Consider the following 18,424-nt stretch of genomic DNA (forward strand, 5'->3'; position numbering starts at 1 on the left):
ATGCCGCCCGTCTTCGCTCATGGCCGCCTCCGCCTGTACCTGCTCAAGCTGCTCGACGAGGCTCCCCGTCACGGCTACGAGGTGATCCGGCTCCTGGAGGAGCGCTTCCAGGGGCTGTACGCGCCTTCGGCCGGCACCGTCTACCCGCGCCTCGCCAAGCTGGAGGCCGAGGGGCTCGTCACCCACGCCAGCGAGGGCGGGCGCAAGGTGTACTCGATCACCGACGCGGGCCGGGCCGAACTGGCGGCCCGGCGTGCCGAACTGGACGACCTGGAGCGGGAGATCCGCGAGTCGGTGTCGGAGCTGGCGGCGGAGATCCGGGAGGACGTGCGGGGCGCGGCCGGCCGGGTCCGCAGCGAGATGCGGGCGGCGGCGGGCCGGACCCGGCAGGCGGAGAGCTCGGCCTTCGCCGACGCCAAGGAGGAGCTGCGCCGGGCCCAGCAGGAGTGGAAGGAGCAGGCCCGGCAGGCCCGTGCGGAGGCGCAGAACGCGCGACGCCAGGCCAAGGAGTTCCAGCGGATCGCCCAGCAGGTCCAGGAGCAGGTCCAGGACCGGTTCTCACGGGGTGAGTGGCCCAAGGCCGTCTGGGAGGGCCTCTCGGACATCACCGCCCAGCTCGGCGGTCTGGTCACCGGCACCACCCACCCGAAGGCCTCGGGTGCCGACTCGCCGTTCCCGCCGGACCGGGAGACCGCCGGCGGCCCCGGCACTCCGGGCGCGTCCGGCGCGGAGAGCGCCGAGGCGCCGGAGTGGGCCCGCCCCTCGGAGGGTTCGGGTGACCCGGCCCGCGACCTGGACCGCCTGCTGGACCGGTTCCGTGACGAGATCCGCGACGCGGCACGGGACCACGGGGTGAACGAGGAGCAGCTGTCCGAGGCCCGTCTCCACCTGTCGACGGCGGCGGTCCGCATCACGGGTCTCCTGCGTCCCCGGCGCAGAGCCTGACGCCGGGCGCCCGGCCGGGACCGGGCGCCCGCCGGTCCCCGCCCGGCCGTCAGCCGCGGGTGACCGTCACCGTCACCCGGGAGTCCGGAGCGGCGAGGACCCGGGCCCTGCCCCGGTCCTCGCGCAGCACCAGCGCCCCGCCCCCGGCGGTGACCCGCCAGTCGCCGGGCGGCAGCGAGAGTTCGGTGACACGGGGGCCGCGGCGCCCGGCGGAGTCGTACACGAGCCGGTAGACGCCGGTCAGGGAGTCGTACGCGGCGGAGCGCACCGTGCCCGCGACCGCCTCCGCGTACGGCTCGGCGGTCAGCTCCTTGTTGGTGCGGAAGGCCCCGGAGCCGTCGACGGCGCAGTAGCCGCCGCCGTAGCACCACACGTACCCGGCCCATCCGGAGCCGTACCGGCCGAGGGAGGCCATGGCGTCACGGTAGAAGCGGTTCATGTTCGGGAGGGAGTTGTTGAGCGGACCCCACTCCCCCACCACCACGGGAACCTTGTACGTGGCCGGGTACCGGGTGACGGCCCGCTCGTAGCTCTCGACCCAGCCGGCGGCCGGATCGTAGTCGGCGCCGGCCTCCATGCCGGTGTTGTAGAAGTGGGGGGCGTAGACGACCTTCGGGTCGTCGATCCGGCCGAGGCCGGTCGGGACGCCCTCGCCGACGATCGGGGTCGGTTCGACGAAGACCCAGGCGTCCGGATCGGCCGACCGCACCGCGTCGGCCAGGCGGTTGTACAGGGGGGTCAGCTGGTCCCGTTCGATGCGCCGGGCCGCCGTCGCCAGGTCCTCGCCCTCCCGGAGCTCGCCCATGGGCTCGTTGATCAGGTCGTAGCCGAGGACGGCGGGGTGGTCGTCGAAGCGCTCGGCGAGGACCCGCCACATCCGGGACTGGGCGCGCCTGAGGTCCTCGTCCTCGTAGAGGTGGGTGAAGGCGCGCTGGACGGCCGGTTCGAAGTACTCGGAGAACCAGTCGTCCGGGTGGGGCGTGAAGGGCAGGCCGTCGGTCCTGGTGGCCCAGGCGGGGATGCCGCGGTGCCCGAAGGCCGGGCCGAAGACGTCCTGGTGGGCGTCGAGGAGAACGGTGACGTCATGCCGGTGCGCCCAGTTCAGGATCCGTTCGATCTTCCGGAAGTACTCCTCGCTGTACCGGCCGGGCCGGGGTTCGAGGTCGTCCCAGAAGACGAGGAGGCGGGCGAAGTTGAAGCCCTGGGCGCGCATGTCGCGGAAGTGCTTCTCGGTGATCGCGGAGAGGGCCGCCTCGCCCCGGTTCACCTTGTCCTCGACGTTCCAGCCGCGCAGGGTCAGGGTGCGGCCGTGCTCGTCGGTGAGGGCGGGGATGCCCGTCACGTCCCCGGCGTTCCCGGCGCGCGCCACGGCGCCGGTGGCGCCGGTGGTGGCAGTGGCCGTGGCGGTCGGGGCGAGGAGGACGGCGAGAACGGCGCTCGCCGCCAGGGTGGTTCGCAACACAGGGAGCACGGGGACCTCCGGCACGACGGTGTGTTCGCAGTGCCGGAGATCCCATCAGGTGATCTGATGCGCCATCAAGAGTTGGTGAGCACGATCTTTCCGAAGAGGTCGCCCGAGGCCATCTTCTCGAAGCCCTCGCGAGCGCGGTCGAGCGGCAGCACCTCGTCGATCACGGGCCGGACACCGGTGGCCGCGCAGAACGACAGCAGGTCCTCCAGCTCGTCCTTGGAGCCCATGGTCGAGCCGACGACCTTCAGCTCCAGGAAGAAGATGCGGGTGAGCTCCGCGTGCGAGGGCCGGTCACCGCTGGTGGCGCCGGAGATGACGACGGTGCCGCCCGGGCGCAGCGACTTGACCGAGTGCGACCAGGTGGCCGCGCCGACGGTCTCGATGACGGCGTCCACCCGCTGCGGGAGCCGCGCCCCCGGCTCGTACGCCTCGACGGCCCCGAGCTCGACGGCCCGCTTCCGCTTGGCCCCGTCGCGGCTGGTGGCGAAGACGCGCAGGCCGGCCGCCTTGCCGAGGGCGATGGCGGCCGTGGCGACGCCGCCACCGGCGCCCTGGACGAGGACCGAGTCACCGGGGCGTACACCCGCGTTGGTGAAGAGCATCCGGTAGGCGGTGAGCCAGGCGGTGGGAAGGCAGGCGGCCTCCTCGAAGGAGAGCTCCTTCGGCTTGGGCAGCACGTTCCAGCGGGGGACGGTGACGCGCTCGGCGAAGGTGCCCTGGTAGCGCTCGGTGAGGATCGAGCGGGGCTCGTCCGGGCCGACACCATGGCCCGTCTGGCCGATGACGGAGTGCAGGACGACCTCGTTGCCGTCCTCGTCGATGCCCGCCGCGTCGCAGCCGAGGATCATCGGCAGCTTCTCCTCGGGCAGTCCGACGCCGCGCAGCGACCACAGGTCGTGGTGGTTGAGGGAGGCGGCCTTGACGGTGACGGTGGTCCAGCCGGGCCGGGCCTCGGGTTCGGGGCGTTCGCCCAATTCGAGGCCGTTGAGGGGCTGGTCGCGATCGATACGGGCGGCGTAGGCAGCGAACATGGCCCCGACCCTAGGACGCCACGGGCGGTCACGGAACCACGCGCCTGTGTGACGCGCGTCCCTCCCCCGCCCGCGCGCGCCCGCGTTCCGCCCGCCGCACGCCGAGGGCCCCGCTCCGGGTGCGGAGCGGGGCCCTCGGGCGTACCGGGTGGGACGACGCGCGCGTCAGCGGCGGGCGACGCCCTCCGCGCGGGCGGCGGCGGCGACCGCGGCGGCGACGGCCGGGGCGACCCGCTCGTCGAACGGCGAGGGGATCACGCAGTCCGCGGAGAGCTGGTCACCGACGACGTCGGCGATGGCGTTGGCCGCGGCGATCTTCATGCCCTCGGTGATCCGGGAGGCCCGGACCTGGAGCGCGCCGGCGAAGATGCCCGGGAACGCGAGGACGTTGTTGATCTGGTTCGGGTAGTCCGAACGGCCGGTCGCCACGACGGACGCGTACTTGTGCGCGACGTCGGGGTGGACCTCCGGGTTCGGGTTGGCCATGGCGAACACGAACGCGTTCGGGGCCATGGAGGCGACGGCCTCCTCCGGAACCGTACCGCCGGACACGCCGATGAAGACGTCCGCGCCGGCCAGGGCGCTCTCCAGGGAGCCGGTGAGGCCGGCCTTGTTGGTGAGCTCGGCGATCTCGCGCTTGACGTCGGTCAGGTCCTCGCGGTCCCGGCTGACGATGCCCTTGCGGTCGGTGACGGCCACGTCACCGAGGCCGGCCTCCAGCAGGAACTTGGCGATGGCGACACCGGCCGCGCCGGCGCCGGAGATGACGCCGCGCAGCTCGCCCAGGCTCCGGCCGGTCAGCTTCGCCGCGTTGCGGAGGGCGGCGAGGGTGACGATGGCCGTGCCGTGCTGGTCGTCGTGGAAGACCGGGATGTCGAGGCGCTCCTGGAGCTTGCGCTCGATCTCGAAGCACCGGGGGGCCGAGATGTCCTCCAGGTTGACGCCGCCGAAGGACGGGGCGAGCCGGACGACGGTCTCGACGATCTCGTCGGTGTCCTTGGTCGCGAGGGCGATCGGGACCGCGTCCACGCCGCCGAACTGCTTGAAGAGGATGGCCTTGCCTTCCATGACGGGAAGGGAGGCCTCCGGGCCGATGTCGCCGAGACCGAGCACCGCGGTGCCGTCGGTCACGACCGCGACGACCTGCGACTTCCAGGTGTAGTCGTTGACCAGCTCGGGCTGCTCGGCGATGGCGGTGCACACCTTGGCCACGCCGGGCGTGTACGCGAGGGACAGGTCGTCCTTGTCCCGGAGGGGGACAGTGGCCTGAATGGCCATCTTGCCGCCCCGGTGGAGCGCGAACGCCGGATCGAAGGGCTCCTCGGGAGCTCCTTCCGTCGCGGCCTCGCTGCGAGGATTGACGATCTCCGCTGCCATGTGGGTAGACCCCTTAAGTCTGCTTCAGTGAGGGTGGCCGCTCCTGGTGAGGAGCGGTTGGCGGGTCCCGCGGCCGCCGTGTCTGGCAGCCGCGCGGGCGCGCCGCACAACGCGCCCTGAGCCCCGGATGAGGGGTGTAAGGATCCTTCTTACCGGACGGACGGCACCGCCAGCGAGTCCATAACCGCTCGGTGACGCGACTCATACCGAGCGCACCCGCACGGGGACGGGGAATGACACGTCACTCGATGTCCGGAAAGATGCGCTCCAGGGCCGAATGGCGGCCTTTCACTCGTCCGAATGGCGAGATGAACCGGAGATTTTCCGGTGCCGGGGAAGTGTTTCCGAAGAAGATCCGGCCTTGATGTACCGGCCTGTCGGGATTCGGGGGTCACCCGTTACCCGATTTTGACATCCGAGGCCGTCGGTTTGAGCCGGTCCGAATGGCAAGATGCCGTAATCACACGAGGTCGCGACACCCGAAGGTGCGTACGCGATCTTTGGCAACTCCCTCACACGCCGGAGGAACCCGACCATGACCGCACGCTCCACGCGCTGTACGACCGTCGCCAAGACCCGCACCACCCGTCTTGCAGCGGTCGCCGCCATCGCGGTCGCCGGCTCCATGCTGCTGACCGCCTGCGGCGACCAGACCGAGGGCGCCAAGAAGCCCGAGGGCGGCGCCTCCAAGGCCCCCGTGAGCACCGCGCCGCTGTTCTCCAAGCTCCCGGCCGACATCCAGAAGGCCGGCGTCATCAAGGTCGGTACGGACGCCACGTACGCCCCGATGGAGTTCAAGAAGGGCAACGAGATCGTCGGTGTCGACCCCGACATCGCCGCGGCCCTCTCCAAGCAGCTCGGCGTCCCGTTCCGGTTCGAGAGCGGCACCTTCGACACCCTGCTCACCGCCCTGCCGACGGGTCGCACGGACATCGTGATGTCGTCCATGACGGACACCAAGGCCCGCCAGGAGGGTCTGGACGACAAGGGCAAGAAGACCGGTACCGGTGTCGACTTCGTCGACTACTTCAGCGCCTCGACCGGCATCCTGGTCAAGAAGGGCAACCCGGAGAACATCAAGTCGCTCGACGACCTGTGCGGCAAGAAGCTCGCGGTGCAGCGCGGCACCACGTACGAGCAGGCCGCCAAGGACCAGGCGGCCAAGTGCGAGAAGGACGGCAAGCCGAAGCTGACCTTCGAGTCCTTCCCGACCGACGCCGAGGCCCAGACGCGCGTCAAGGCCGGCGGCGCCGTGGCCGACCTGAACGACTCGCCGGTCGCCGCGTACATCGCCCAGACGGCCGGTGGCGGCAAGGACTTCGAAGCGGTCGCCAACAAGTCGGACGCCGGTTACTTCGGCATCGCGGTCGACAAGAAGAACACGCAGCTGCGGGACGCGATCAAGGAAGCCCTGGACGCGATCATCAAGGACGGCACCTACAAGGCCGCCCTCGACAAGTGGAACGCCGGTTCCGGCGCGATCCCCGCGGCCAAGATCAACGGCGGCTCCTGACTACCCTCCACCCCCTCCACGTAGCACCGAAGGGCAGTCACCGTGACTGACAAGCTCGCCAAGGTTCCCGCCGGGGCGTCGCCCGCCCCTGCGGGAACCCCGCCGGAGGCCATCAAGGCCATCCCGGTCCGCCACATCGGGCGCTGGGTCGCCGCGATAGTGGTCATCGCCCTCCTCGCGCTCCTCGGGTTCGCCTTCTCGCAGGGCAACGTCCGCTGGGCGACCGTGCCCGAGAAGCTGTTCGACCCGACCATCCTCACCGGCCTCTGGAACACCATCCAGATCAGCGTCGCGTCCATGGTGCTCGGCCTGGTCCTGGGCATCCTCTTCGCCGTCATGCGGCTGTCGAAGAACCCGGTGACCAGCACCATCGCCTGGCTCTACATCTGGGTCTTCCGGGGCACCCCGGTCTACGTCCAGCTGCTGATCTGGTTCAACCTCGCCCTGATCTTCCCGATCCTCAACATCGGGTTCTACAAGGACGAGATGACCGACGTCATGACCCCCTTCCTGGCCGCCCTCCTGGGCCTCGGCCTCAACGAGGGCGCGTACATGGCGGAGATCGTCCGGGCCGGCATCCAGTCGGTCGACGAGGGCCAGACGGAGGCCGCGCACGCCCTGGGCATGTCCCAGAGCAGGACGATGCGCCGGATCGTGCTGCCCCAGTCGATGCGGGTGATCATCCCGCCGACGGGCAACGAGTTCATCAACATGCTCAAGACCTCGTCCCTCGTGGTCGCGGTCCAGTACCCGGACCTCCTGCGGGCCGCACAGGACATCGCCTCGGTGTCGTTCGCCGTGATGGAGATGTTCTTCGTCGCCTCGATCTGGTACCTGATCCTCACCACCGTCTTCAGCATCGGGCAGTTCTACCTGGAGCGGCACTACGCGAAGGGCTCGCTGCGCTCGCTGCCGCCCACGCCATGGCAGAAGATCAAGGCCAATCTGCGCTTCGCGCCGACGACGCGCTCCGGAGGTACCGCATGACCCCCATGGTGAAGGCCGAGGGCGTCCACAAGTCCTACGGCGCCGCGCACATCCTCCGCGGCATCGACCTGGAGGTGCAGAACGGCGAGGTGTTCTGCCTGATCGGACCGTCCGGTTCCGGCAAGTCCACCTTCCTGCGCTGCATCAACCACCTGGAGAAGATCAACGCCGGCCGGCTGTACGTCGACGGCGAGCTGGTCGGCTACCGCCAGAAGGGCGACAAGCTCTACGAGCTCAAGGACAGCGAGGTCGCGCTCCAGCGCCGCGACATCGGCATGGTCTTCCAGCGCTTCAACCTCTTCCCCCACATGACGGCCCTGGCCAACGTCATGGAGGCGCCGATCCAGGTGAAGGGCGAGACCAAGGCGGTGGCGCGCGAGCGCGCCGAGCGCCTGCTCGACCGCGTGGGCCTCGGCGACAAGGCGGGCAACTACCCCTCGCAGCTCTCCGGCGGCCAGCAGCAGCGCGTGGCCATCGCCCGCGCGCTGGCGATGGAGCCGAAGCTGATGCTGTTCGACGAGCCGACCTCGGCGCTCGACCCGGAGCTCGTGGGTGACGTCCTCGACGTCATGCGGGACCTGGCCGAGTCGGGCATGACGATGGTCGTCGTCACGCACGAGATGGGCTTCGCCCGCGAGGTGGGCGACTCGCTGGTCTTCATGGACGGCGGCGTGGTGGTCGAGTCCGGCCACCCGCGGGACGTCCTGACCAAGCCGCAGCACGACCGGACGAAGGCGTTCCTGTCGAAGGTGCTGTAGGGCGCGTACGGGAAGGGGCGGTACGGGATCTCCCGTACCGCCCCTTCCCGTGTCCGGGCCCTGATCCCGGGCTCCCGCGTCACTCCCGGCGGGTTCACTTCACGGCGAGGACCATGGTGTCCGAGGGCGAGGCCCAGACGGCGCGGGCCTCGCCGAAGCCGGAGGCGCGCAGGATCTCGGCGTGCCGGCGGGCGGAGGGCATGTCGCCGTCGGCGTGCTCCCCGTAGATCTCGTACCGCCGGGCGGTGGGCTCGGCGAGGACCGGGTCCTTGGCGGCGAGCGCCCACCAGTCCGCCCAGTCCAGCGCCCCGGCCTCCTTGGCGCGGTCCATGGCGGCGTGCCGGTGGGCGCGCTCGGCGGCGTTGATGCGCGGGGTGGTCTCGTCGATCATGTGGTCGGCGTTCATGAAGACGCCGCCCTCCCGGACGAGACCGCCGAGCTGTCCGTAGAGCGCCGTGAGGGGCTCGGTGTGGAGCCAGTGCAACGCGGTGGCGGTGAGGACCGCGTCGTACGAGTCGTGGGGCAGCAGCGCCGTCCACGCGGGGTCCTTGAGGTCGGCGGTCACGAAGGTGACGCGCTCGTCGCCCGCGAAGTACCCCTCGGCGATGGTGAGGAGCGCGGGGTCGAGATCGACACCGGTGCTCGTCGCCTCCGGGAACCTCTTGAGGAGCCTGTCCGTGATACTTCCCGTACCGCAGGCGAGGTCGAGGATCCGGGGCTTCGGCCCCACGAACGCCTCGACCATGTCGAGCATGACGCGGAACCGCTCCTCGCGGTCCGGCATGTACCACTCCTGCTGCCGGTCCCAGCTCTGCTGCCAGGCCGCCCAGTCGGTGTCGGTCATTCGCCGTGTCCTCCCCGTCGACGTAATACCCTCGGAGGGGAGACAGTTGTTACCCCTCATGACCATGACCCTAGCCCGCCGGAGTAAGGACTACAAGTGGAACTGGCCTATTACTCGGACTACGCCGTGCGTCTGGTCAACACCGAGGAGCCGACCCGCAACAAGGACTCCCTCACCTCCGTCGAGGTGATCAAGGACCTCTTCGGATCGGCCTCCCAGATGGCCCGCCGCGTGACCGAGGCCGACCTGAGCCGCTTCCGGTCCGTACGGGCACGCCTGCGCGCCGTCTTCACGGCGGCCGACGAGGGCGACCACACCACCGCCGTGGACCTCCTGAACTCCCTTCTCCTGGAATTCCCGGTCAGCCCGCAGATCTCCGGCCACGACATCCTCGACGAGCAGGGGCACCCGCGCTGGCACATGCACCTCGCCGACCACGCCTCCAACGCCACCGCCGGCTACGCGGCGATCTCGGCGATGGGCCTGGCCTTCCACCTCACCGAGTTCGGCGCCGACCGCCTCGGCCTCTGCCAGGCCCCGCCCTGCCGCAACGCGTACCTCGACACCTCCACCAACCGCTCGCGGCGCTACTGCTCCGACCGCTGCGCGACGCGCGCCAACGTGGCCGCCTACCGGGCCCGCAAGCGCCTGGAGGCCACCGGCCGTACGGCCGAGAACAGCCAGGAGGCCAGCACCCCGACGGACCGCTGACGCCCCGGCGTCACCGGCCGGTACCGCGCCAGCACCCGCCCGAGCACCAGCTCGGGCGGTACGGCGCCGAACACCCGGCTGTCCCCCTCCGCGTCCGGGTTGTCCCCCAGCACCCACCAGCCGCCGTCACGCCGCTCGGCCAGCCGCTTCACGACGAGCAGGTCCTGCTGGAGCGGATGCCGCAGCACCGCCACGCACCCGGGCGTCAGCCGCGCCCCGTACCGGACGAGCAGCTGGTCACCGTGGAGCAGCGTGGGCACCATCGAGACGCCCGTGACCTCGGCGATCCCGAACGGGGCCGCCCCCTCGGCCGCCCGCTCCCCCGGCGTGTCCCTCATCCGGCACCTCTCGCTCCGCTCGTTCACTCGTACACGAGTCCCATCGTGACCCTGGACTTTTGACCTAAGCCCCAGGGGGCGCTCGCGAAAACGCCCTTCTCACCGAGTAATGTCCCACCTGAGAAGACGATCACGAGGAAGGACGGCTCAATGCTCTCCCGCCTGTTTGCCCCCAAGGTCAAGGTCAGCGCCCACTGCGACCTCCCCTGCGGTGTCTACGACCCGGCCCAGGCCCGCATCGAGGCCGAGTCGGTCAAGGCTGTCCAGGAGAAGTACCAGGCGAACGAGGACCCGCACTTCCGGGCCCGCGCCACGGTCATCAAGGAGCAGCGCGCGGAGCTCGCGAAGCACCACGTCTCCGTGCTGTGGAGCGACTACTTCAAGGCCCCGCACTTCGAGAAGTACCCGGAGCTCAACCAGCTGGTCAACGACACCCTGAAGGCCCTCTCGGCCGCCAAGGCGTCGACCGACCCGAAGACGGGCGAGAAGGCGCTGGAGCTCATCGCCGAGATCGACCGCATCTTCTGGGAGACCAAGAAGGCCTGACCTTCGCATCCTCCCGTCCGCACCCGGGCCGCAGGCCGCCGAACACGGCGTCCCGCGGGCCGGGTGCGGTCTTTCGCGCCGGGACCGCCCGCGGGCGCTTCCCGTGGCCGGACGCCCTCATGCATCGTGCGGCCCCGCCCCTCACTACGCTGACGGGCGTGAACACGCCGCCGACCCCCGCCCTGACCCCGGACGCCGCCCGCGCCCTCCAGGGCATGCTCCGCACGGAGATCGCACCGGGGCTCACCGAGCGGGAGCTCGACGCGGTCGAGGCGCGGTTCGGCTTCACCTTCGCGGCGGACCACCGGGACTTCCTCGCCGCCGGGCTGCCCAGGGGCTCCGGCTGGCCCGACTGGCGCGACGGCGACCCCGAGGACCTGGCCGGGCGGCTGGCGTGGCCGGTGGACGGGGTGCTCTTCGACGTGGAGCGCAACGGGTTCTGGCATCCCGCATGGCCGTCGAGGCCGGCGGAGAGGTCCGAGGCGCTGCGCGTCGCGAGGACCGCGCTGGAGAGCGCGCCGCAGTTGGTTCCGGTCTACGGGCACCGCTACCTGCCCGGCACGGCGGGCGAGTACGGGCACCCCGTCCTGTCCGTCCACCAGACCGACGTCATCCTGTACGGCAGCGACCTCACCGACTACCTCCACCACGAATTCACCGGCCGGTCGAACGGCCTCCTCGCTCGCGCGACCGTCGACTTCTGGTCGTACTTCACCGAGGGAGGACCGGGCATCGACGTCACCGCGCCCACGCCGTTCGCCCCGTACGCCACGAGCGCGCCGGCGGCCGTCGACTGCCTCCGGATGCTGGCCCTGGAGCGGCTGGTGGGCCGGCGGCCCCGCCCCGAGCAGCTCGTCGAAGCGGGCCTCAGCGCGCTGGTGCTCGACGTCGAGGCGGAATCCCTCCCCCTCCTCGCCGGTCTGTCGCGCGCGGAGCACGAGCGGGCCGACGCGCTGTTCGATCAGGTGCTGTCCGAGCTGGACCTGGTGCGGGACCTTCCCGGCGGCTCCGCCGGCCCGCCCTGGGAAGCGGCCCGCTGGGAGCTCGTCCGCTGGTGGCTCCGGCTGGTCGTCAACGGCAGCCTGGACCCCGGCGCCGGCGGTGACCTGGTCACGTACGAGGGCTGGGGCGCCCTGGGCCGGCCGGGGACGCTCAGGCCGCTGGTCGACCGGACCGACGCCTACAACGCCTGGGCGGCGCTCCCGCGCGGCGACCGGGGACCCCTGGCGGAGGCGATCGCCGAGGAGGCGCGGCGCCTGCTCGCCGGGCCCTGGCCGCCCCGGGGGTGACCCCGGTGCGCCGTCCGTCGTCGTACGGGTTCTCAGGAGCCCGTCAGACAGGGTTCCGAGAGGCCGTGGCCGTGGAGCCAGGCACGGTACGGGGCGGCCTGTCGGGCGGCCTCGCGGTAGGCGTCGGCCAGGTCGGCGTACAGGGCGTCCAGCGCGGTCCCCGGGCGGCCGTACAGGAGCAGGCGGACGGCCAGGGGGTCGCCGCGCAGCGGGCGGATGGCCATGTCCTCGCGCGGGCCCGAGGTGGGCTGGCAGGGGGCGACGGCCTCGCCGAGGACGACGAGCGAGGCGGCGGTGAGGTAGTCGCCGTGCAGGACGGGCGGGTCGATGCCGGCGGCGCCGAGGACGCGGCGCAGGCCGTCCCACTCGCCGTCCACGGTCGGGTCGACCATCCAGTGGTCGGCGGCGAGGTCGGCGAGGTCCACGACGGGCCGGGCGGCGGCCGGATGGTCCAGGGCGAGGGAGACGAACTGGGGCTCGCGCGCGACCAGGACGCGTTCCCGCAGCCCCGGAGGCACCCGTAAGGGGAAGCCCTCGACCTCGTGCACGAACGCCACGTCGAGCTGGCCCTCGGCGACCGTCCGCAGCAGGGCGTTGGCCGAGACGTCCACCCGCAGGCCGACCTCCGTCCCGGGAAACCGGCGGCGCAGCCGGCGCAGCCAGCCGGGGAGCGCGCGGCTGGCGGTGGAACCGACCCGCAGGGCGGGGCCGTCGGCGCGGGAGGCGGCGGCTCGGGTCTCGGTGACGAGCGCGGCCAGGTCGGCGATCAGGGGGCGGGCGCGGTTCAGCACGGAGCGGCCGAGGGGTGTGGGCAGACAGCCGGTGCGGTCGCGGGAGAACAGCGGGGCGCCGAGGGAGCTCTCGATCCGGCGCAGCTGAGTGGTCAACGACGGCTGGCTGATGCCGAGTTGCCGTGCCGCCTTGTGCAGGCTGCCCGCGTCCGCGATGGCGCACAGCGCCCGCAGGTGTCTCACCTCCAGTTCCATGCCCCGAGGGTAGGGCGGCGCCCCGGGCCGCACCAGACGTCGCCGCACCCCGAGCACCCCTGGCGGAGGGGCAGTTGAGGAAGGGGTGATGTGACGGGGTTATCGGGGGTTGACATCATCCCCACCGGCACCGGTGTCCCCGACACTCACTTGCTATCCCCTACCGGAGGAGCCCCCCATGCGACACCCCAAGGTCCTCAGCTCGGCCCTGGCCACCGTCCTCGGTCTCGGCCTCGCCGCCTCCCTCGGCGCCGGTCCCGCCACCGCCGCTCCCACCCCCATGCCTGTCATGAGCACGTCCACTCTCGGCGCCGCGTACGCCGGCTCCGCCGAGGAGGCCTCGGCGAACCGGGCCTTCTTCGACGCCGTCGTCGCCTCGGTGGCGAAGAAGCGCGCCGCCACCCCGGGCGCGACCGCCGTCACCGTGGTCTACAGCGCCGCCAACGCCCCCAGCTTCCGTACGCAGATCGCCCGCTCCACCCAGATATGGAACAGCTCGGTGGTGAACGTACGGCTGGTGGAGGGCAGCAACCCGGACTTCCGCTACTACGAGGGCAACGACTCCCGCGGCTCGTACGCGAGCACCGACGGGCACGGCAACGGCTACATCTTCCTCGACTACCGGCAGAACCAGCTCTACAACTCCACCCGCGTCACGGCGCACGAGACCGGGCACGTCCTCGGCCTGCCGGACCACTACAGCGGTCCGTGCAGCGAGCTGATGTCGGGCGGTGGCCCCGGCACGTCCTGCCAGAACGCGACGCCGAACGCCCAGGAGCGTTCCCGCGTCGACCAGTTGTGGCGGTACGGGCTCGCCTCCGCGTTCAAGAACTGACCGAGGCCCCGGTGGCGCCCCCTTTCCGGGGGCGCCACCGTCAGGCGGTTTGAAGCAGGCGGCGGCCGAAGGCGGCGCCGTCCGGAAGCTGGCGCCGGACCCGTTCGAGCGCCTCCTCGAAGTCCCCGCCGGCCACGACCGCCTCGAAGGCGGCCCCGCCGTAGTGGAGCGTGAGGCTCAGGTCCGCCCGCTCCCCGAGCGTCAGCAGGCAACTGAGCGTGGCCTGCTGGTCCACCCCGTCCACGACGACGGGGAGCGGCAGGTCCCACTCCAGGACGCAGCCGGTGAGGGGCTGCTCGCCCGCGGGCGCGGCGCCGAGCGCGGCGAAGCTCTCGCCGGCGTACTCGACCCCCCTGATCCGGGTGGCCACGCGCCGCCCGTCGGCCGTGATGACGATCGCTTCCGCGCCGCTGCGGTCCCGGTACCAACCGGTCCACACTTCTGTCGACTCCGATGACATGCGCGGACTGTAGCGGTATGACCGGCTCCTGCGCGCGCCCGGTCACCCGGTGGCCGGACTTCTCCCGTTCTTGGCGTTCTTGCCGGTCACGTACGTGGTAGCGGCTTCCGCGCCCCGTCCGCGCCCTTCACTCCGCCCCCGGGGCACTCCGGGCGTCACGCGCCCCGCGCCCGGAGCCGGGCGCGCCCTGTGCCGCTCCGCCTCCGCAGCCGGCCGCGCGGCAGGGCTGGACCTTCCACTCCGGCACCCACGCCCCGAGGACCTTGTGCCGGGTGGCCACCATGTCGAGGGGGCCGCCGCAGGCCGGACAGACCGGCTCGGCGCGCGGGTCCCGCAGCGTACGAGGCACCTCGTCACCCATGGATCCAGGGTAGGCCGCCCGGCGTGAGGCCGCCCCTCGTCACCGCTTCCGGGTGTACGTCCGGACGACCACACCGTTGTCGAAGGTCCGCACCGGACCCAGCGTGAACTCCCGGACGGCGAAGTCCGTGCCGAACATCGGCATGCCGGCGCCGTAGACCTGGGGGTACGTCTTGATGACCAGCTCGTCGACCTCGTCGATCAGCGCGCCCGCGAGTGTGGAGCCGCCGCAGAGCCAGATGTCCAGGCCGCCCTCCTCCGCCTTGAGCTCCCGCACGCGGCCCACGAGGTCGTCGGCGATGAGCTCGACATTGGGGTCGGGCGACTCGGTGAGCGAGCGGGTGGCGACGTATTCCCGCAGGTGGCTGTAGGGGCTGGTGATGCCGACGTCCAGGCCGACCTTGTACGAGTTCAGCCCCTGGATCACGGTGTCGAAGCGCCGACTGGGGGTGCCGGGCTCGATGCCCAGGACGGGCCAGCCGGGGGCGGCGACCGTCTCCGGATACTCGGCCTTCATGTACTCCAGGTACTCGCCCATGACATAGCCGTACGCGGAGCTGGCGTCGCCCTCGGGGTCACCGATGAAGCCGTCGATGGAGCAGGCGACGAAGTAGGTGAGCTTGCGCAAACCGGTCCTCAGTTTCTGTGGGAACATGGCCGCGTCCGCAACCACGACGCTTATAGTGCTTCATCTGTAGTGGTTGCGCAAGGCCTTTTCCCTGAGGCACCCGGAAGACCTGGAAGGAGCGCGGCATGGCGAGGAACCCGGAGCGCCGCACGGCACTGCTGGACGCGGCGATCGAGGTGCTGGCGGACGAAGGTGCCCGGGGGCTCACCTTCCGGGCGGTCGACGCCCGGGCCGGTGTGCCCACGGGCACCTCGTCCAACTACTTCACCGACCGGGACCAGATGCTCTCCCAGGTCGCGGACCGCATCTTCGTACGGCTGACGCCCGAGCCCGGGGCCATCGACACGGCCCTGCTGCCGGCCCCGAGCCGGGAGCTGGTCGTGGACCTGATGCGCTGGCTCGCCCGCCGCATGGCCGCCGAACGCAGCTGCTACCTCGGCCTCTTCGAACTGCGTCTGGAGGCGGCGCGGCGCCCGGAGCTCCGGACGCGGTTCACCGAGGTGCTCCGGTCCGATCTGGACCTGAACATCCGGCTGCACCTCGACTCCGGCATGCCCGGGGACGCGGACACCGTCCGACTGCTCTACTTCGCTCTGACGGGGCTGCTGTTCGACCACTTCACCGTGCCCGGCCTGCACGGCGAGCGGGACCTGGACGAGCTCATCGAGACGGTGGTCACCCGGATCGTCCCCGCCTCCTGACCCCGGACGCGCGGTCCCGCCACGGCGGTCAGCGCGTGCGGCGCGTGACGAACTCCGCGAGGGCGAGGAGGTCACCCGCCGCGTCCAGGTCGGGCACCGCGCGCGCCAGGTGCTCGACCGCGCGGCCCATGGAGTCGGCCGCCCGCGCCTGCGCCCAGTCGCGGCCCCCGGCACGTTCCACGGCGTCCGCCGCCGCCCGTACCGCGGCCGCGTCGAGGGTCGTACGGGAGTAGAGCGCGGCCAGCTCCTCACCGGCGGGGGTGCCGGAGGTGAGCGCGGCGACCACGGGCAGGGACTTCTTGCGGGCGGCGAGGTCCGCGCCGGCGGGCTTGCCGGTCCGGTCCGGGTCGCCCCAGATGCCGATGAGGTCGTCGATCAGCTGGAAGGCGAGCCCGGCCTCCCGGCCGAAGGCGTCCAGTGCCGCGACCTCCTCCTCGCCCGCACCGGCGTAGAGCGCCCCGAGGGCGCAGGCGCAGCCGAGCAGGGCACCGGTCTTCGCGGTGGCCATGGCGAGGCATTCGTCGAGGGAGACCTCGCCGGGGCCGCGCCGCTCGAAGGAGCAGTCCGCCTGCTGGCCCGCGCAGAGTTCGATGACACAGGCGGCGAGCCGCGCGGCGGCCGCCCCGGAAGCGGGGTGCGGGTCCTCGGCGAGCAGCCGGAGGGCGAGGGCGCTCATCGCGTCACCGGCCATGAGGGCGTCCGGGACGCCGAAGACCGTCCAGGCGGTGGGGCGGTGCCGGCGCGTGTGGTCCTCGTCGACGATGTCGTCGTGGAGCAGGGTGAAGTTGTGGGCGAGTTCGACGGCCGCGGCGGCCTTGACGGCGTGGGCGGGGTCCGCACCGAGCGCCCGGGCGGCCGCGAGCACGAGGGCGGGCCGGATGGCCTTGCCGGCCTGACCGGCGGCCGGCGTCCCGTCGGCCTGCTCCCAGCCGAAGTGGTACATGGCCACCCGCCGTATGGAGCCGGGCAGGGACTCGACGGTCGAGCGGAGTTCGGGGTGGACGGCGGCGCGCGTCTGGTCGAGGAGGAGTACGGCCCCCTGGCCATCGGTGACGGCATCCGCGCTGGTCACGGTCACGTTGTCTTCCTTCAGCACATGGAGCGCGGGGTACGGCGGCGGTGGCGGAGCCGCCTCCGGGGCGGCCCGGAGCGGGGCGCGGCGGCCGGGACGGCTGACGCCGGGGGCGGGAGGGATCGGTTCCCGCCCCCGGCGTCACCCGCTCAGTGCCAGCGGCTGACCTCGACGTTCTCCAGGACACCGAGGGCGTCCGGGACGAGGACCGCGGCCGAGTAGTAGGCGGTGACCAGGTAGGAGATGATCGCCTGCTCGTCGATGCCCATGAAGCGGACGGAGAGGCTGGGCTCGATCTCGTCGGGCAGCCCGGTCTGGTGCAGACCGATCACGCCCTGGTCGGCCTCACCGGTACGCATGCAGATGATCGAGGTGGTGCGGGCGTCCGAGATCGGGATCTTGTTGCACGGGAAGATCGGGACTCCGCGCCAGGTCGGGATGCGGTTGCCGTTGACGTCCATGGTCTCGGGCACCAGACCGCGCCTGTTGAGCTCGCGGCCGAAGGCGGCGATGGCCCGCGGGTGTGCGAGGAACAGCTTGGAGCCGCGGCGGCGGGTGAGCAGCTCGTCCATGTCGTCGGGGCTGGGGACGCCGTCGTGCGGCTGGATCCGCTGCCCGTAGTCGCAGTTGGCGAGGAGGCCGAACTCCTTGTTGTTGACGAGCTCGTGCTCCTGGCGCTCGCGGAGCGCCTCGACCGTCAGCCGCAGCTGCTGCTCGGTCTGGTTCATCGGCTTGTTGTACAGGTCGGCGACGCGGCTGTGGACCTTCAGGACGGTCTGGGCGACGCTCAGCTCGTACTCGCGGGGCGAGGCCTCGTAGTCGACGTAGGTGTGCGGGACGACCGCCTCGCCGACGTGGCCGGCGGAGACGTCGATGGCGGCCTCGCCGTACTTGTTCGTGCGGTGCGCGGGCCGGGCGGCCGCGGCGGCCAGGTGGGCCGCGAGCGACTCCGCCCGGTCCGCGAGGTTCCGCACGTCGTCACGGGTGAGCTCCAGGACGGTGCAGGCGGTGGCCGCGCGGGCGGTCCACTCCCAGGTGACGCCCTCCCGGACGAGGGAGGAGTCACCGAAGTAGGCGCCGTCGGCGAGGACGCCGAGGACCGTCTCGTCCCCGTACGGCCCCTCGCCGACCTGCTCGATGCGGCCGTGCGCGAGGAGGTGGACGCGGTCGGTGGGCTCGCCGGCGACGGCGATGATCTCGCCCGCCGCGTACTCCCGCTGCCGGCAGCGGGACGCCAGCTCCGTGAGGGCGTCCACGTCCTCGTAACCGCGCAGGGCGGGGAGTTCGCCGAGTTCCGCCGGGATCACGGCGACGCTCCCACCGGTCTGTACGAAGGTGACCCGGCCGTCGCCCACGGAGTAGCTGAGCCTGCGGTTCACCCGGTACGTACCGCCCTGCACCTCGACCCACGGCAGCATCCGGAGCAGCCACCGGGAGCTGATCTCCTGCATCTGCGGGGCCGACTTGGTGGTCGTGGCGAGGTTCCGCGCGGCGGCGGTACCGAGACTCTGCTGCGGGGCCTGCCGCTCCGCGCGGACCTCGTCGCCAACCGAACCAACGGACATGGAACTC

The 18,424-nt window shown here is 71.8% G+C and carries 20 protein-coding genes; 9 read left to right on the forward strand and 11 right to left on the reverse strand.

What is annotated here, in order from left to right; all coding sequences use genetic code 11:
* Positions 1 to 945, forward strand: a complete 945-nt coding sequence (locus tag ACFY60_RS01885) for a helix-turn-helix transcriptional regulator (RefSeq protein WP_388607606.1) — start codon at positions 1 to 3, stop codon at positions 943 to 945.
* A gap of 49 nt (positions 946 to 994) precedes the next feature.
* On the opposite strand, the gene ACFY60_RS01890 is transcribed toward ACFY60_RS01885, so the two are convergent.
* From ACFY60_RS01890 to ACFY60_RS01900, 3 genes are all read right to left on the reverse strand, one after another.
* Entirely contained in the window at positions 995 to 2,314 is a 1,320-nt protein-coding gene (locus tag ACFY60_RS01890; RefSeq protein WP_388608153.1) for a cellulase family glycosylhydrolase, read from the reverse strand.
* Between the two features lie 167 nt (positions 2,315 to 2,481).
* The gene (locus tag ACFY60_RS01895) at positions 2,482 to 3,447 is read right to left on the reverse strand and encodes a zinc-binding dehydrogenase (RefSeq protein ID WP_388607605.1); all 966 of its coding nucleotides are present in this window, start codon (positions 3,445 to 3,447) and stop codon (positions 2,482 to 2,484) included.
* A 165-nt stretch (positions 3,448 to 3,612) separates the two neighbouring features.
* Positions 3,613 to 4,824, reverse strand: coding sequence for an NADP-dependent malic enzyme (locus tag ACFY60_RS01900; protein ID WP_388607603.1), 1,212 nt, complete (start codon positions 4,822 to 4,824; stop codon positions 3,613 to 3,615).
* Between the two features lie 535 nt (positions 4,825 to 5,359).
* On the opposite strand from ACFY60_RS01900, the gene ACFY60_RS01905 reads away from it, so the two are divergent.
* From ACFY60_RS01905 to ACFY60_RS01915, 3 genes are read left to right on the forward strand one after another with little or no spacing between them, the layout of a single operon-like run.
* A complete protein-coding gene (locus ACFY60_RS01905; RefSeq protein ID WP_388607601.1) occupies positions 5,360 to 6,337 on the forward strand; it encodes an ABC transporter substrate-binding protein in 978 nt (325 codons plus the stop codon).
* 42 nt (positions 6,338 to 6,379) lie between these two features.
* Complete coding sequence (locus ACFY60_RS01910; protein ID WP_388607599.1) at positions 6,380 to 7,324, forward strand: amino acid ABC transporter permease; 945 nt, start codon at positions 6,380 to 6,382, stop codon at positions 7,322 to 7,324.
* The gene (locus ACFY60_RS01915; protein ID WP_309051233.1) at positions 7,321 to 8,082 is read left to right on the forward strand and encodes an amino acid ABC transporter ATP-binding protein; all 762 of its coding nucleotides are present in this window, start codon (positions 7,321 to 7,323) and stop codon (positions 8,080 to 8,082) included. The genes ACFY60_RS01910 and ACFY60_RS01915 overlap by 4 nt, the downstream gene beginning before the upstream one ends.
* A 94-nt stretch (positions 8,083 to 8,176) precedes the next feature.
* On the opposite strand, the gene ACFY60_RS01920 is transcribed toward ACFY60_RS01915, so the two are convergent.
* On the reverse strand, positions 8,177 to 8,926 hold the full coding sequence (locus ACFY60_RS01920; protein WP_388607596.1) for a class I SAM-dependent methyltransferase: 750 nt from the start codon (positions 8,924 to 8,926) through the stop codon (positions 8,177 to 8,179).
* A 96-nt stretch (positions 8,927 to 9,022) separates the two neighbouring features.
* Between ACFY60_RS01920 and ACFY60_RS01925 the strand changes: the two genes are divergently transcribed.
* Complete coding sequence (locus ACFY60_RS01925) at positions 9,023 to 9,637, forward strand: CGNR zinc finger domain-containing protein (RefSeq protein WP_388607594.1); 615 nt, start codon at positions 9,023 to 9,025, stop codon at positions 9,635 to 9,637.
* On the opposite strand, the gene sodX is transcribed toward ACFY60_RS01925, so the two are convergent.
* On the reverse strand, positions 9,556 to 9,975 hold the full coding sequence (gene sodX / locus ACFY60_RS01930) for a nickel-type superoxide dismutase maturation protease (protein ID WP_388607591.1): 420 nt from the start codon (positions 9,973 to 9,975) through the stop codon (positions 9,556 to 9,558). The genes ACFY60_RS01925 and sodX overlap by 82 nt on opposite strands.
* 150 nt (positions 9,976 to 10,125) lie before the next feature.
* Here sodX and sodN point away from each other — a divergent pair, with 150 nt between their 5' ends.
* Both sodN and ACFY60_RS01940 read left to right on the forward strand, forming a co-directional pair.
* Positions 10,126 to 10,521 carry a superoxide dismutase, Ni gene (gene sodN / locus ACFY60_RS01935; protein ID WP_030207400.1) on the forward strand — a complete coding sequence of 132 codons (396 nt, stop codon included), beginning with the start codon at positions 10,126 to 10,128 and terminating at the stop codon, positions 10,519 to 10,521.
* Between the two features lie 158 nt (positions 10,522 to 10,679).
* Positions 10,680 to 11,810: a hypothetical protein gene (locus ACFY60_RS01940; protein ID WP_388607588.1), complete on the forward strand. Its 1,131-nt coding sequence runs from the start codon at positions 10,680 to 10,682 to the stop codon at positions 11,808 to 11,810.
* A gap of 32 nt (positions 11,811 to 11,842) precedes the next feature.
* Here ACFY60_RS01940 and ACFY60_RS01945 read toward each other — a convergent pair whose 3' ends face one another.
* Positions 11,843 to 12,796 (reverse strand): LysR family transcriptional regulator, encoded by a 954-nt coding sequence (locus tag ACFY60_RS01945; RefSeq protein WP_388607586.1) that lies wholly within the window; start codon positions 12,794 to 12,796, stop codon positions 11,843 to 11,845.
* A 178-nt stretch (positions 12,797 to 12,974) separates the two neighbouring features.
* On the opposite strand from ACFY60_RS01945, the gene snpA reads away from it, so the two are divergent.
* Complete coding sequence (gene snpA, locus ACFY60_RS01950; RefSeq protein WP_388607583.1) at positions 12,975 to 13,631, forward strand: snapalysin; 657 nt, start codon at positions 12,975 to 12,977, stop codon at positions 13,629 to 13,631.
* Between the two features lie 40 nt (positions 13,632 to 13,671).
* Here the strand turns inward: snpA and ACFY60_RS01955 are convergent, their stop codons facing one another.
* The 3 genes from ACFY60_RS01955 to ACFY60_RS01965 form a co-directional block, all read right to left on the reverse strand.
* On the reverse strand, positions 13,672 to 14,091 hold the full coding sequence (locus tag ACFY60_RS01955; protein ID WP_388607581.1) for a DUF6304 family protein: 420 nt from the start codon (positions 14,089 to 14,091) through the stop codon (positions 13,672 to 13,674).
* 127 nt (positions 14,092 to 14,218) lie between these two features.
* Entirely contained in the window at positions 14,219 to 14,452 is a 234-nt protein-coding gene (locus ACFY60_RS01960; protein ID WP_388607580.1) for a hypothetical protein, read from the reverse strand.
* Between the two features lie 39 nt (positions 14,453 to 14,491).
* On the reverse strand, positions 14,492 to 15,079 hold the full coding sequence (locus tag ACFY60_RS01965; protein WP_388607577.1) for a dihydrofolate reductase family protein: 588 nt from the start codon (positions 15,077 to 15,079) through the stop codon (positions 14,492 to 14,494).
* A gap of 125 nt (positions 15,080 to 15,204) precedes the next feature.
* On the opposite strand from ACFY60_RS01965, the gene ACFY60_RS01970 reads away from it, so the two are divergent.
* The gene (locus tag ACFY60_RS01970) at positions 15,205 to 15,780 is read left to right on the forward strand and encodes a TetR/AcrR family transcriptional regulator (protein WP_388607575.1); all 576 of its coding nucleotides are present in this window, start codon (positions 15,205 to 15,207) and stop codon (positions 15,778 to 15,780) included.
* Positions 15,781 to 15,808: 28 nt separating this feature from the next.
* On the opposite strand, the gene ACFY60_RS01975 is transcribed toward ACFY60_RS01970, so the two are convergent.
* Complete coding sequence (locus tag ACFY60_RS01975) at positions 15,809 to 16,858, reverse strand: family 2 encapsulin nanocompartment cargo protein polyprenyl transferase (protein ID WP_388607574.1); 1,050 nt, start codon at positions 16,856 to 16,858, stop codon at positions 15,809 to 15,811.
* Between the two features lie 143 nt (positions 16,859 to 17,001).
* Positions 17,002 to 18,417 carry a family 2B encapsulin nanocompartment shell protein gene (locus tag ACFY60_RS01980; RefSeq protein ID WP_388607572.1) on the reverse strand — a complete coding sequence of 472 codons (1,416 nt, stop codon included), beginning with the start codon at positions 18,415 to 18,417 and terminating at the stop codon, positions 17,002 to 17,004.
* Between the last annotated feature and the right edge of the window lie 7 nt (positions 18,418 to 18,424).

The organism is Streptomyces sp. NPDC012827 (assembly GCF_042900905.1).
In the GTDB taxonomy this organism is placed as follows: Bacteria; Actinomycetota; Actinomycetes; order Streptomycetales; family Streptomycetaceae; genus Streptomyces; species Streptomyces gulbargensis.